Below are 13,031 nucleotides of genomic sequence, written 5' to 3'. Positions count from 1 at the left end.
GTGTTCGACCTGACCTTGACGTTCGACAATGGACCAGAGCCCGACGTCACACCGAGGGTACTCGATATCCTTGGCGAACGCGGCATCGAGACTACGTTCTTCGTGATCGGCGAGAAGCTCGACGACCCCGCACGTCGCCGCCTCGCTGCTCGCGCACGCGACGAAGGCCACTGGATCGGCAACCACACCTATACGCACAGCGTGCCGCTGGGCCGGCAGCCCGGCGCGGAGACGGCCCAGCGTGAGATCGGCCGAACGCAAGCCGCGATCGGCGAGCTCGCGCATCCCAACCGCTGGTTCCGGCCGTTTGGCGGCGGCGGCAATCTCGACGATCGGCTGCTAAAACCCTCCGTGGTCGATTATCTCGCCCTCAACAAGCACAGCTGCGTGCTCTGGAACGCGATACCGCGCGACTGGGACGATCCAGACGGCTGGGCAGACCGCGCGCTCGACCAATGCCGCGCGCAGCCGTGGACGCTGCTGGTGCTGCACGATCTGCCGACCGGTGCGATGGCGCATCTCGAGCGCTTCCTCGAACGCGCGGAAACGAACGGCGCTCGCTTCCGCCAGGATTTTCCGCCGCAATGCGTTCCGATGCGCAACGGCGAGATTGCGCTTCCCATCCAGTCCTATGTTTCCTCGATCGAAGAGAGTGAGAGACCATGAAGATCGCAAGTTTCAAGGCGGCGAATACGGCGAGCTATGGCATCGTGACCGACGCGGGGCTGATCGACGCCAGCAAGCGGCTGAAGGCGCAGCCGACGCTGAAGGCGCTGCTGACGACGGGTTCGCTGGATGAACTGAAGAAGCTGCAGGGCGAGCGCCCCGACTATGCGCTCAAGGATGTCGAGCTGCTGCCGACCGTGCCCGATCCCGACAAGATATTCTGCATCGGCGTCAACTATGCGACGCATCTTGCCGAGAGCGGCCATCCGACACCGCCGTATCCGATGATCTTCACCCGCTTTGCCAACAGCCAGGTCGGCGCCGGGCAGCCGATGATCCGGCCGCTGGAGTCGGAGCGGTTCGACTATGAGGGCGAAATGGCCGTCATCATCGGCAAGGCCGGCCGCCGCATCTCGCGCGAGGCTGCGCTCGGCCATGTCGCCGGCTATGCCTGCTACAATGACGGCAGCATCCGCGACTGGCAGCGCCACACCTCGCAATTCGCGCCCGGCAAGAATTTCGTCGGTACCGGCGGCTTCGGACCTTGGATGGTGACGACCGACGAGCTTCCCGACATCACCAAGCAGCACATCGCAACCCGCCTCAACGGCGTCGAGGTGCAGGCCGCGCCGATCTCGGACCTCGTGTTCGACGCCGCGACCCTGATCGCCTACTGCTCGACCTTCACCGAGCTGGTGCCGGGCGACGTCATCGTTACCGGCACCACCGGCGGCGTCGGCGCCTATCGCACGCCACCGCTGTGGATGAAGGATGGCGACGTCGTCGAAGTCGAGATTTCCGGCATCGGCGTGCTGCGCAACCCGGTGAAGGACGAAGCTGCGGCAACCGCAACGCGCGCGGCCTGATTGGGCCGCACAACAACAAGAAGGAGGATATCATGAACCTGCCCAGGCATCTGCTGCCGACCACCGTCGTCGGCAGCTACCCACAGCCGGAATGGCTGGTCGATCGCGCCATGCTGTCGAAGTCGGTGCCACGGACCCGCATGCACGCGATGTGGCGCCTGCCGGCCGAGCATCTCGAGGAAGCCCAGGACGACGCGACCATCGTGGCGATCAGGGACATGGAGCGCGCCGGCATCGACATCGTGACCGATGGCGAGATCCGACGCGAAAGCTACTCCAACCGGTTCGCCACCGCGCTTGAGGGCGTCGATGCCGACAATCCCGCTGTCATCACGGCGCGCACCGGCAGCACGCAGACGCCGGTGCCGCGGGTCGTCGGCCCGGTGAAGCGCAACGGCCCGGTCGAGCTGCATGACATGCAGTTCCTGCGCAAGAACACCGACCGTGCCGCCAAGATCACCCTGCCCGGCCCGTTCACGATGAGCCAGCAGGCGAAGAACGAGTTCTACAAGGACGACGAAGAGCTCGCGATGGCTTTCGCCGCCGCCGTCAACGCGGAGGCGCGCGACCTCGAGAAGGCCGGCGCTGACGTCATCCAGCTCGACGAGCCCTGGGTGCGCAACAATCCGGATCTCGCCAGGCGCTATGCGGTGAAGGCGATCAATCGCGCGCTCGAGGGCATCACCATCCCGACCGTGGTGCATCTCTGCTTCGGTTATGCAGCTGTCGTGCCGGGCTCGACCAAGCCGGCCGGCTATTCCTTCCTTGCCGAACTCGATGAGACCATCGCCGACCAGATATCGATCGAGGCGGCCCAGCCGAAGCTCGATCTCGGCGTACTCAGGGACCTGTCCTCGAAGAAGATCATGCTCGGCGTGCTCGACCTCGGCAATCCCGAGATCGAATCCGCAGCCGTCGTCGCCGATCGCATTCGCAACGGCCTGAAGCATGTGCCGGCGGAGCGACTGGTGGTCGCGCCGGACTGCGGCATGAAGTACATGCCGCGGCACGTCGCATTCGGAAAGCTGAAGGCGATGTGTGACGCCGCGGCGACGGTCAGGAAAGAGATCGGCTAGCTATCTTCCGCGGCCAGCACAGGATCTGTCGCCAGCGGCGCTGGCGACGGCGCTCGCGGCCTACGAGTTCGACGCCGCGCGGGTCGAGGCCGACTTGACGTCCTTGATGCTGACCACGACGGCGATGCGCTTGATCGAGCCGCTGCGATAGGCCTGCAGGAATTTGTCGTAATGCTTGACCGAGATGCAGCCGTTGGAGTCGCCGTTCGGCCCGAGCATGTAGCTGTGCACGAGCAGGCCGACACGCCCGAACGTATCGCTGCCATCGACCGGGGTCATGCGCAGCGCGGGCACGCCGTGGAACAACTTCTCGCGCGGCTTCATCTCGTAGACGCCGGGCGGCGTTGCACCGGCGTTGCGGGCGGTCACATGCGACGGATCGTCGAGCAGATTGCCGAGCCCCGAATGCGCTTCGAACTTCGTGCCGTCGGGCATGTACACGATACGGCCGGTGATGTCGTAGACCGCCGTGGTGCTGTCATAACCGAGCGCACCGAGATCGAGGCTTGGGCCGGACAACAGGCCATCATTCGGATCGATCGAGGCCAGCTGCAGCTTGCCCGGCATCATGTCGGCGATCTTCTGCAGGAACGTCCGGTTGTCGCCCTGCTGCACCGGCGCCTGCGGCGGCAGCGGCTGATCGTTGCGCGCAAGCAGATTGGCCTCGACCGGCCGCGATCGCGGCATCGGCACGGCGGAAGCTGCGGTCGAGGTCGTGGCCGCGACCGATGCCGTCGCCGGCTGGCTGGCCGGCAGTTCGGTCTGGGTGTCACGCAGCTGGCCCGACAGCGCGTCCTCGATCTGACCGAACTCGGAATCGAAATCGCCGCGGCTCGAACGGAACCCGCGGCGCAGAGGATAATAGAGTGAGGCCGTGTTGATCGTGGAGCGAGAGCCGAAGCGATCGTCGAAATTCAGCGAGGCGGTGGTGTTGGCGAGTGCCGGTCCATGCAGCCATGCGGTCGGGTCGATGCCGACCATCCAGGCGGCAAGGCCAGACGACAGGACGAGCGCGGTCACGGCGAACGCCGTGCTGCCCACCAGAGACACGCCGCGGTTCGACTTACGCGCGGCTGCTTTCGTCGTACGTTGACCCATCATCCCCAAGTCGGTGCTCTGGGGCCTGTTACCCGGCCCACGTTGGATTCACCGTTCGCACATCATATCAGGGAATTAGAGTAAGGCATAATCGAGACGAAGCGGGCAACGACAGGATTTTTAAACGTTTTTCGGATGGAAAGTGCCGGCGAATCAGCCCCGGGCGGGGCGAAATGGCCGAAAAAGTCCCGTTTCGGGACAATTTCGGCGACTCAGGCGATCTTTTCTTCCCGGAGGGTGAGCACCGGAACCGGCTTCCCGATGGCGTACCCTTGGGCGTAGTCGACCCCGATCAGGCGCAGTTCGTCCAGGATCGCGAGGCTCTCGACGAATTCGGCGACCACCTGCTTCTGCATGATCTTCGCGGTCTTGGTGATCATCTCGACCATCGCGCGATCGACCTTGCTGTTCAGGATCTCCTTCACGAACGAGCCGTCGATCTTGATGATGTCGACCGGCAGGTGCTTCAGATAGGCGATCGAGGACATGCCGGTGCCGAAATCGTCGAGCGAGAAGCTGCAGCCGATCTCGCGCAACCGCGCGATGAATGTCTGCGCCTCATCGAGATTCGAGATCGCGCTGGTCTCGGTGATCTCGAAACACACCAATGCCGGCGAAAAATCATGCTGCGCAAACAGCTCGGCGACGAAGTCGACGAAGTCGCCGTCGCCGATCGTGGCGCCGGAAAGATTGATGGCGTAGCTCGCCACCCTGCGTGGGTGGTGCTTGCGCTCGGCGATGATCTCGAAGGCGCGGCGAACCACCCAGCGGTCGATCAGCGGCATCAGCCCGTAGCGTTCGGCCGCGGGCAGGAAGCTGCCGGGCGGCACCAGCGCACCGTTCTCGTCGCGCAGCCGCAGCAGCAGTTCACGCCGCTCGTTGCCCCTCAGCGCACCGTTGACCGGGCGGATCTCCTGCTCGTAGAGGCAGAAGCGCCCCTCGTCCAATCCCTTGCGGATGCGATTGACCCAGCTCATCTCGGCGACGCGCACCGCCATGCCGGTATCGGACGGACGGTGCTCCTGGACGCGATTGCGTCCCTTGTCCTTGGCGAGGAAGCAGGCGACGTCGGCAAGCCGCAGCGCGTCCTGCACGCCGGCGCTGTCGCAAAGCGCGACCAGGCCGATGCTCGCGCTGATCCGGAAGCTCGAGCCCTCATGGACGAAGCTCGACTGCTCGACCACCGCCCTGATCCGCTCCGCGACATCGGCCGCAACGTCGTGCGTGGCGGAGCCATCGTCGCGCAGCAGAATGCCGAATTCGTCGCCGCCGAGACGCGCAACCAGCCCGCTGTCGCCGACCTCGGCGGCCAGCATCTTCGCCACCTGCTTCAGCAGCCGGTCACCCGCCATGTGGCCGCAGGTGTCGTTGACGATCTTGAACTGGTCGAGGTCGATCAGCATCAGATCGGCGCCCACGACCGGCGAGCCCGACATCGCCTTGTGCAGCTCGAACTCGAATTGCCGCCGGTTTGCAAGGCCGGTGAGCGCGTCATGGGACGCAGCCCATGCCAGTTCCTCGACCAGCCGCCGCTCGGCGGTCATGTCGTGAATGATCATGACGCGGCCGGCCGGCTCACCGGCATGGACGATCGGGGTCTCGACCACCGAGACCGGCACGCTGGAATGATCCGGCCGCACCAGGAGCCGCTGCTGCGGCCGGCTCTCGTCGTCGGCATCGGTGCTCTGGAACGATCCCTGCACCGGCTGCTCGGCAATGTTGAACAGCGATGAAAGCTGCCATCCGGTCACGTCCCGCCCCGGCGCGATCAGCCGCTGCGCGGCGCCGTTCATGTAACCGACGCGATCGTCCTGCGTGGTCACGATGACCGCGTCGCCGATCGAGGCCAGCGTGAGCTGGGCGCGCTCCTTCTCGACCGCGAGCGCGGTCTCGGCAAGCCAGCGGCGCCACAGCATCCGCCTTGTGTGGAACAGCACGATGCCGGCAAGGCCGGCCGCGATCACGAGATTGACCAGCAGCAGCAGCGCGGAGACCTGGCGCGACGCCTTCCCCAACTGGTCGGAGAAATCGACGGCGAGCGTGCTCAGCGCGGCGTCGACCGCACCGATCCGCTCGGCCCAGTGTTTGATAGTCGCAGCCGAGGGATCATGCAGCGCGACGTCGCTCGCGGCCTCGTTCCTGATTTCGATCAGCTGATCGAGCAACGCATCCGAGTTGCGCCAGGCCGTCACCGCGCCGGCCACGTGGTGCATCGTGCGGAAATATTTGAACAGCCAGATCAGGCCGCCGATGTCGTCGTCATGATTGCCCGCTTTGGCGAAGCCGGCCCTCGCCACGGCGTCGTTGTTGCCGGGCGCTTCCAGCGCGCGCCGCGCCGTGCGATCGGCCAGCGGCACCGCGATCGCGGCATCGAACTTCTGCAGATAGAGCGGCGCGCCGGTGCTGACATAGGTCTGAAGGTAGTAGATGGCGTCCTTCTGCCCCTTCGACCACAGGCTCTCGCCCGCCACATAGGCGCGCACCGCGGACATCACCTGCAGGCTGCCGGCGGACAGACTGCCCAGCAGCAGCACGATGGCGAGCAGAGGCCCGACCACCCGCCACAGTGACCAGCTTCGAAACGAAAAGAACATGCCTAAGGCGCCCGACCCTGAAATGTCGGGTAAGCCTAGGAATGCCGGCTTAACCTCACGTTGCAAAACGCGATGAGTTTGAAACGACTTGGCTGTAACGCAATTGCGTCAATCTTTACCCATCCGGAGATGGCGCTCAGGGACGTAATGTCGGCGACGTGTTCGGGGCCGGCGCGTGCTCCATTTCGGCGTCTTCGGGCAGCTTGTCGGCATGGACGGCAAGCGGCGTGCCGATCCAGAGCGGATCGTCGCGATGATCGCGGCGCGGATTGGTGGTGTTGGGATGGACCAGGATGCTCAGGCTGCCGTGGTTCAGCATCAGCCACGGCACCAGGGTCGGAAACAGCTCGGCCGCAAACGCCACCTGATACATCGCCTGATCATGCGGGCCGACCTTGACGTCGTGCCAGCGCCCGAGCGTGACCAGGAAGCGCTCGCCCATCCAGTTGCGCAGGCGTTCGGCCTCGCCCCGGCTGGTGGTGGGGTCGTAATAGACATGGGCGTGATAGCTCGCGATCTCGCCGATCGCCCGTGGCCCTTCCGTCATCTCGCTTCTCCTTCCGCGGCCGTTCACCTGCACCGCAGCACACTGAACTGGAACGACTGCGTCGCGCCCGAGGGCGTGACGTGCCGGTGCGCCTCATGCGCGATCAACTCGAAGGCCGGACCGACGGTCCGGCTGAGCGTTGCCGGATCATAGCGCTGCACCGGCAGGCCGCTGCATTTTTCCGGACCGTCCAGCGCGAAGGTGCCGATCACGGCGTGGCCGCCTGGCTTGACGCCGCGATGCAGTCTTTCGAGATAGGCCGCGCGGTCGCTCTCCGCGACGAGGAAATGAAACGCCGCGCGATCGTGCCAGACGTCGAAGGCGTGCGGCGGCTGCCAGACCGTCGCATCGTCGGCAACCCAGCGCACCACCGCGCCGGCCGCGCCGATTCGTTGCCGCGCGCTTGCCAGCGCAGCTTCGGAGAGATCGAGCACGGTCAGATCATGAAAGCCACTCGCCAGCAGCGCATCGACGAGGCGCGAAGCCCCGCCGCCGATGTCGATGATCGACGCCTCGCGGCCTGGCGCGGCGGATTCGATCAGGCGCAGCGATGGCTGCGGATCGGCCTGCGACCAGCTCACCTGCTGCTCGCCCTTGGTCAGATAGACGGTCTGCCAATGCGACTGGCGATCAGAAGCGGTCACGGCGATAGGTCCCGAAAGCGGCAGCAACCCGCGTTGCGCACCATTAACCATGAGCTAGGCACGGCGGTCTCCCGCGTCAACCGGCAGCAGCGGACACGCACGGCCGCGCAGCGGCAAATGCCGCATTTGCATCGCCGCATTTTCCATTTAACCTGATGGCGAGGTTGAGATCGGGGCGTCCGGGGATGGCCAACTTCGGCTGGACACGCGGCAACAGGCCTGCACAGACGGACGACGCCGCCAGCGACTTGCGCGGCCTCACCGATCCCTGCGCGTTTCTCGCCGCACTCGACAAGGTAGTGCCGCGCTATCTCGATCTCGCCGATAATGGCGTGCTGGTCTATCCGGCCTGCAAGCGCAAGCCCGGCGACCTGCTCGGCGATGTCAGGGCGATCTGGGAGCACACGCGGCTCGAGGCGATGCGCTATCTCCCGATGGTGCCGCGGAAGGACACCTCGCTGCTGGTCGATCCGGCGCACCAGGCCGAGATGATCGATGCCTTCCTGCGCCAGCGCGCGCATGACAACACCGTCGTCGATTTCACGGGAACGGCGATCGAGGATTACGGCATCGCAATCTATGCGGCGCTGAACTGGCTGAACCATTGCGGCGCCATCGTGGGTGCCGATCCGCAAAAATTCTCCGGCACGCTGCGCAGCTTCCGCAAGGTCATGGTCGTCGCCCGACAGTGGTGGGCGCTCGATGGCGCCGCCGAGCGCTGCCGGCAGATGCTCGAGGCGCGCGAGCGGCCGCCGCTGGTGTTCTTCCTGCTGTGGGCCGAATGCACCAATCTGGCGCGCGAGATCGCGATCGCGGCGGCCGGCGCGGCGGCGACCGAGGACGATATCGCGCGGATGCGCGCGGCCGACGATCCGGAAGAGCTGACGTAGCGCGAATCGGACGCGCAGCCGCAGGTTAGGGTGCGTACTCATAAATTCAGGATGTCCGCTTTCGAGCAGTAAAGCGGACTCGCGGCCCCGACCACTGGGATGTCGCCTTTTGACCCAACTCGGACATGTCCGCACGCCTGCGGAGTGTCTATTCGCTGATTGCGTTGCTACCGCCGCGCCAGATTGATCCTTCAGCGCGGCGCCGGTGGCAGCGTCACCGGCGCTGCTACTTTGTGAATCTGGGCCTTGTGGATGTCGGCGGCGTTGGCGCCGCGGGCTGAAGATTGAACGTCAGCCAGACGTTCCAGCCTGCCGGCCGATTTTCATTGGCGAATTCGCCGTAGCCCTTCAGGTTCAGATATCCCTGCATGTCCCCCACCGGGAAAATGTAGCCGACCTGCGGGCCGACGCCGGCCACGCGCGACCGAAAGCAGCCGACGCGATCGCCGGAGCCGCTGTCGCATCCGAGCCCCTGATAGAGGTAACCGACGAGGCCGACCTGCCACTGCTTGGTCAGGAATTGCGACGCGCCCCAGTCGAGGTGCATGTCGACGCCGCTTTGATATTCAGTGGAGGGGTTGACGAAGTTGTAGGTGAATCCCAGCACCGCCGAAAATTCGTGCCCGGTCTTTGGATCGAAATAGGTGTAGCCGCCGCCCGCGTCGATTGCCCAGTGCCCAATCCCCAAATTCGCTAGGCGGGTCGACTGGTAGGCGCCGGCCGGGAGGTCAGCGGTAATGTACGTCATGTAATTGTTGACACCGGCATTCCAGCGCAGCGCGAACTGCGGGATCAGGTCGCCAAATGCAATGAGCGAGCTGTCGATGCTGTCAAACCGGGAGAAAGGAGACGTGGCGCCTCCCGGTCCCGTCAATGTCCCCACAAGCGATCCAGCGAGCGAGGTGGAGTTGGATCCGTAGGCTGCCAACAGGGTGGCAGAGGCCTGACCACCAAGCACCGGTGTCGCAAAAGTATAAGTCCCGGCTAGAAAGCCAAGGTTCACATTCGCATTGACGTTCGCGCTCACGTTGGCTGTCAGATTCGCGGGAAAGCGACCGAGCGTGATTTCGCGCGACCGCGCCACGTCGGCGCCGGCGGAAACAGAGGTGTGATAATAAATCGAGGTCACCGACCAGCCCGGTGCCTGCTGAGGAACAGCCGCGAGGCTGCCAAAAAATCCGGGTACCCAAAAGCTGATGCCGTTTTCATCGGCGCGAGCCTCTGGGGTGGGAAGCAACAGCAGAACGGCAAGCGCCGCAACACTCAAATGCCACTGCGAAAAAAATCTGCGTCGCAAACCCGGTCCAAGGTACCACATCGTCGATCCCCCGACTCTCGCGATCCCGCCATTGCTCCGGCGGGGTAGAAACTCGGAAAGAGTAAGCTGACGCTGCCGTTGGTCCATGCGAAATCGGAATACTTACGTTCAGCCGGCCTTTTTGTTGAAAGGCTGTGTCCATGACGCCACAGCCTTGGCAGTTTTTGCATAGTCGTCAGGGGCTCTTGATAAGGACGCGACCCGACTCGATTGATCTGGATCAACATAAGAGGGATGCGTTGCTGGAAGCATCTTACCTTGTCTGGTTCGCAGACGCTTTGTAGTCGCGCTTCAGATACTCGATCGTCTTTGACTGACCAAGGCGTTAAACCGTTCCCCGAAGCAATCGGCGAGCTAGAAAGCTGCCGAGAGCTTCTTGCTCGGGGCGGCGTTGGTAACCTTGAATCTCGTTCACTGCGGGCGGCTCATGCACGACGTTGGCGTTGCGGCAGGCGTACCTTTGTCGGATGGGCCCGACCAAAGGGGCATGATCTGGATTCCGGGCGGCATGTTCCGCATGGGGTCCGACAGGCACTATGCCGAAGAGGCGCCGGTCCATCGCGTCTCGGTGAGCGGCTTTTGGATGGATGCAACGCCGGTCACCAATCGCGATTTTCGCAAGTTCGTCAACGCAACAGGCTACGTGACCCTCGCGGAGACGCGGCCTGACGCAAAGGACTATCCGGGCGCACTGCCGCACATGCTCAAGGCAGGCGCGCTGGTTTTCACGCCACCGAAGCATCCGGTCGATTTGCGCGACTGGTCACAATGGTGGAGTTTCAAATTTGGCGCCAACTGGCGCCGGCCATACGGCCCCCGCAGTTCGATCAGCGGCCTCGACGATCATCCCGTGGTCCACATTGCCTATCGTGATGCTGAGGCCTACGCGGCGTGGGCTGGCAAGGACTTGCCGACCGAAGCCGAATGGGAGTTTGCCGCGCGCGGCGGACTCGACGGCGCGGAATTCGCATGGGGTGACGAGCAACTTCCCGGCGGCAGGCACATGGCGAATACCTGGCAGGGCAATTTCCCGCACCAGAATCTGGTGGCTGATGGCTTCGAACGCACCTCGCCCGTCACCGCATTCCCGGTCAATGGCTACGGCCTTCATGACATGATCGGCAATGTCTGGGAATGGACGGCCGATTGGTATTCACAGAGGCACGACGCAGACGCCCCGAAAGCCTGCTGCATCCCGCAAAATCCTCGCGGCGGGCCCGAGGGCGCGAGCTACGACTCTGGTCAGCCGAACCTCAGGATTCCGCGCAAGGTGCTTAAAGGCGGCTCGCATCTTTGCGCCCCCAGCTACTGCCGCCGCTATCGTCCGGCCGCGCGTCATGCCGAGCCGATCGACACCTCAGCAAGCCATGTCGGCTTCAGGTGCATCACCAGGAAGAGGATCACGTCATGAGTAACGATACGATTCCGGAAAAGCCTGAGATGAGCACGGGACCCACCAGCGCAGGATTGAAACGCCGCGATCTGTTGTTGAGCGGTAGTTCGCTCGTCGCCGCTTCAGCACTCTCTGCCGTTGGTGCGACAAGCTTCGCGCAAGCGCAGCAACCAACGTCGGCCCCGGTGCCCGCGCCGGCCGGACAGCGGCCCAATATCGTCGTCATCATGGGTGACGACATCGGCATCTGGAATATCGGCGCCTACCACCGCGGCATGATGGCGGGCCGGACGCCGAATCTCGATCAGATCGCCGCCGAGGGCATGCTGTTCACCGATTACTACGCCGAGGCGAGTTGCACAGCGGGCCGCGCCAACTTCATCACCGGCGAGCTGCCGATCCGGACCGGGATGACCACGGTCGGCCAGGCCGGCGCACCCACAGGCATACCCGCGCAGGCCGTAACCATCGCTACCGCTCTGAAAGGAATGGGCTACGCCACCGGCCAGTTCGGCAAGAACCACCTCGGTGACAAAAACGAGTTTCTGCCGACGGTGCACGGTTTCGACGAGTTCTTCGGCTACCTGTATCACCTCGATGCGATGGAAGATCCAGCGCACCCCGCCTATCCTCAGGAGTTGCTGAACACCGTCGGTCCACGCAACATGCTCCATTGTTATGCGACCAATGTCGACGACGCCAGTGTGGATCCGCGCTGGGGCAAGGTCGGCAAACAGAAGATCGAGGACGCGGGCACGCTCTATCCCAAGCGGATGGAAACCGTGGACGACGAAATCCGCGACTTTGCGCTCAAGTTCATCGACAAGGCCAAGGCCGACAACAAGCCGTTCTTCCTGTGGCTCAATCCGACTCGCATGCACATCGTCACCCATCTGTCGCCGAAGTACGAAGCGCTGCGCAACTCCAAGAACGGCTGGTCCATCCATGAGGCCGGCATGGCGCAACTCGACGACGACGTCGGCATCGTGATGAAGAAACTCAAGGACATGGGCGTCGACGACAACACCATCGTGATCTTCACTACCGACAACGGCACCGAGGTATTCACCTGGCCTGATGGTGGACAGACGCCATTCGCGCAGAGCAAGGGCACGGTCTTGGAAGGAGGCTTCCGCGCGCCGGCGATGATCCGCTGGCCGGGCAAAGTGCCGGCGGGCAAGGTCGAGAACGGCATCATCTCCGGGCTGGACTGGTTTCCGACTCTCCTTGCGGCGGCCGGCAACCCGAACATTGTCGAAGAGCTGAAGAAGGGCAAGCAGATCGGTGACACGACCTACAAATGTTATCTGGACGGCTATAACCAGATGGACATGATTACCGGCAAGGGGCCGTCGAACCGGCACGAAATCTGGTACTTCGGGGAAAGCGAGCTGGGTGCCGTGCGCATCGACGACTACAAGTATCGCTTCATCGACCAGCCTGGAGGCTGGCTGGGTGAAAAAACCAAGCCTGACGTGCCCTACCTGATTAACCTTCGCCTCGATCCTTTCGAGCGAACGGGATGGCCCGATAGCGGGACCAAATACGGCGCGCAACAATACTTCGACTGGTTCAAATTCGAATTCTGGCGCTTTGTGTTTGTTCAGCAGCAGGTGGAAAAGCTGGCGATGACGGCGATCGAGTTTCCGCCGATGCAGAAAGGCGCGAGTTTCAATCTCGATGCCGTGAAGGCGAAAATCGAGGCTGCCAGGACGGCGATGGCAAAATAACATGTATTCATGATCGGCATGGTGGGGGCGGCCTCTAGGCCGCCCCGCGCAGCACCGGGGAAATGTCTCCTCCTGGCCCTGAGCGGCCGACCGGCATGCCCGCTCCATGCCCGCTCCTTGGGGGTGAAGTGGACTTGAGAAGCTTAACCCGAGTTCTTCCGGATCTGCCCCGGAGCGGAAGTCAAGCCCAGTCAGAACCGAAACCAGGG

11 protein-coding genes are annotated in these 13,031 nt (G+C 63.7%); 6 read left to right on the top strand and 5 right to left on the bottom strand.

The window, feature by feature from the left end:
- The 3 genes from ACVIGA_RS30875 to ACVIGA_RS30865 are packed head-to-tail and all read left to right on the top strand — an operon-like array spanning window position 1 to window position 2,608.
- On the top strand, window positions 1–666 hold the full coding sequence (locus tag ACVIGA_RS30875; RefSeq protein ID WP_456668974.1) for a polysaccharide deacetylase family protein: 666 nt from the start codon (window positions 1–3) through the stop codon (window positions 664–666).
- Window positions 663–1,532: a fumarylacetoacetate hydrolase family protein gene (locus ACVIGA_RS30870; RefSeq protein ID WP_456668973.1), complete on the top strand. Its 870-nt coding sequence runs from the start codon at window positions 663–665 to the stop codon at window positions 1,530–1,532. The genes ACVIGA_RS30875 and ACVIGA_RS30870 overlap by 4 nt, the downstream gene beginning before the upstream one ends.
- A gap of 32 nt (window positions 1,533–1,564) precedes the next feature.
- Window positions 1,565–2,608 carry a uroporphyrinogen decarboxylase family protein gene (locus ACVIGA_RS30865; RefSeq protein ID WP_456668972.1) on the top strand — a complete coding sequence of 348 codons (1,044 nt, stop codon included), beginning with the start codon at window positions 1,565–1,567 and terminating at the stop codon, window positions 2,606–2,608.
- A 60-nt stretch (window positions 2,609–2,668) separates the two neighbouring features.
- Here the strand turns inward: ACVIGA_RS30865 and ACVIGA_RS30860 are convergent, their stop codons facing one another.
- From ACVIGA_RS30860 to ACVIGA_RS30845, 4 genes are all read right to left on the bottom strand, one after another.
- On the bottom strand, window positions 2,669–3,628 hold the full coding sequence (locus ACVIGA_RS30860) for a DUF2778 domain-containing protein (RefSeq protein WP_223969517.1): 960 nt from the start codon (window positions 3,626–3,628) through the stop codon (window positions 2,669–2,671).
- Window positions 3,629–3,918: 290 nt separating this feature from the next.
- Window positions 3,919–6,300 (bottom strand): putative bifunctional diguanylate cyclase/phosphodiesterase, encoded by a 2,382-nt coding sequence (locus tag ACVIGA_RS30855; protein ID WP_456668971.1) that lies wholly within the window; start codon window positions 6,298–6,300, stop codon window positions 3,919–3,921.
- 136 nt (window positions 6,301–6,436) lie between these two features.
- A complete protein-coding gene (locus ACVIGA_RS30850) occupies window positions 6,437–6,847 on the bottom strand; it encodes a DOPA 4,5-dioxygenase family protein (RefSeq protein WP_456668970.1) in 411 nt (136 codons plus the stop codon).
- Window positions 6,848–6,870: 23 nt separating this feature from the next.
- On the bottom strand, window positions 6,871–7,491 hold the full coding sequence (locus ACVIGA_RS30845; protein ID WP_456668969.1) for a class I SAM-dependent methyltransferase: 621 nt from the start codon (window positions 7,489–7,491) through the stop codon (window positions 6,871–6,873).
- Between the two features lie 185 nt (window positions 7,492–7,676).
- Here ACVIGA_RS30845 and ACVIGA_RS30840 point away from each other — a divergent pair, with 185 nt between their 5' ends.
- Window positions 7,677–8,381 (top strand): hypothetical protein, encoded by a 705-nt coding sequence (locus ACVIGA_RS30840; RefSeq protein WP_456668968.1) that lies wholly within the window; start codon window positions 7,677–7,679, stop codon window positions 8,379–8,381.
- A 226-nt stretch (window positions 8,382–8,607) separates the two neighbouring features.
- Here ACVIGA_RS30840 and ACVIGA_RS30835 read toward each other — a convergent pair whose 3' ends face one another.
- Window positions 8,608–9,699, bottom strand: coding sequence for a SphA family protein (locus ACVIGA_RS30835; protein WP_456668967.1), 1,092 nt, complete (start codon window positions 9,697–9,699; stop codon window positions 8,608–8,610).
- Window positions 9,700–10,126: 427 nt separating this feature from the next.
- On the opposite strand from ACVIGA_RS30835, the gene ACVIGA_RS30830 reads away from it, so the two are divergent.
- A complete protein-coding gene (locus ACVIGA_RS30830) occupies window positions 10,127–11,110 on the top strand; it encodes a formylglycine-generating enzyme family protein (protein WP_456670924.1) in 984 nt (327 codons plus the stop codon).
- Window positions 11,107–12,822 carry an arylsulfatase gene (locus tag ACVIGA_RS30825; RefSeq protein WP_456668966.1) on the top strand — a complete coding sequence of 572 codons (1,716 nt, stop codon included), beginning with the start codon at window positions 11,107–11,109 and terminating at the stop codon, window positions 12,820–12,822. Before ACVIGA_RS30830 ends, ACVIGA_RS30825 begins: the two co-directional genes overlap by 4 nt.
- The last annotated feature ends 209 nt before the right edge of the window (window positions 12,823–13,031 follow it).

The organism is Bradyrhizobium sp. USDA 3240, assembly GCF_054063295.1.
This window is presented reverse-complemented; position numbering and strand designations above follow the sequence as displayed.

Excerpts from the sequence above, each read along its gene's own strand:
- ACVIGA_RS30835 (WP_456668967.1), bottom strand. The coding sequence starts at position 9,699 with ATGTGGTACCTTGGACCGGGTTTGCGACGCAGATTTTTTTCGCAGTGG.
- ACVIGA_RS30825 (WP_456668966.1), top strand. The coding sequence starts at position 11,107 with ATGAGTAACGATACGATTCCGGAAAAGCCTGAGATGAGCACGGGACCC.
- ACVIGA_RS30865 (WP_456668972.1), top strand. The coding sequence starts at position 1,565 with ATGAACCTGCCCAGGCATCTGCTGCCGACCACCGTCGTCGGCAGCTAC.
- ACVIGA_RS30855 (WP_456668971.1), bottom strand. The coding sequence starts at position 6,300 with ATGTTCTTTTCGTTTCGAAGCTGGTCACTGTGGCGGGTGGTCGGGCCT.
- ACVIGA_RS30830 (WP_456670924.1), top strand. The coding sequence starts at position 10,127 with ATGCACGACGTTGGCGTTGCGGCAGGCGTACCTTTGTCGGATGGGCCC.
- ACVIGA_RS30840 (WP_456668968.1), top strand. The coding sequence starts at position 7,677 with ATGGCCAACTTCGGCTGGACACGCGGCAACAGGCCTGCACAGACGGAC.
- ACVIGA_RS30870 (WP_456668973.1), top strand. The coding sequence starts at position 663 with ATGAAGATCGCAAGTTTCAAGGCGGCGAATACGGCGAGCTATGGCATC.
- ACVIGA_RS30850 (WP_456668970.1), bottom strand. The coding sequence starts at position 6,847 with ATGACGGAAGGGCCACGGGCGATCGGCGAGATCGCGAGCTATCACGCC.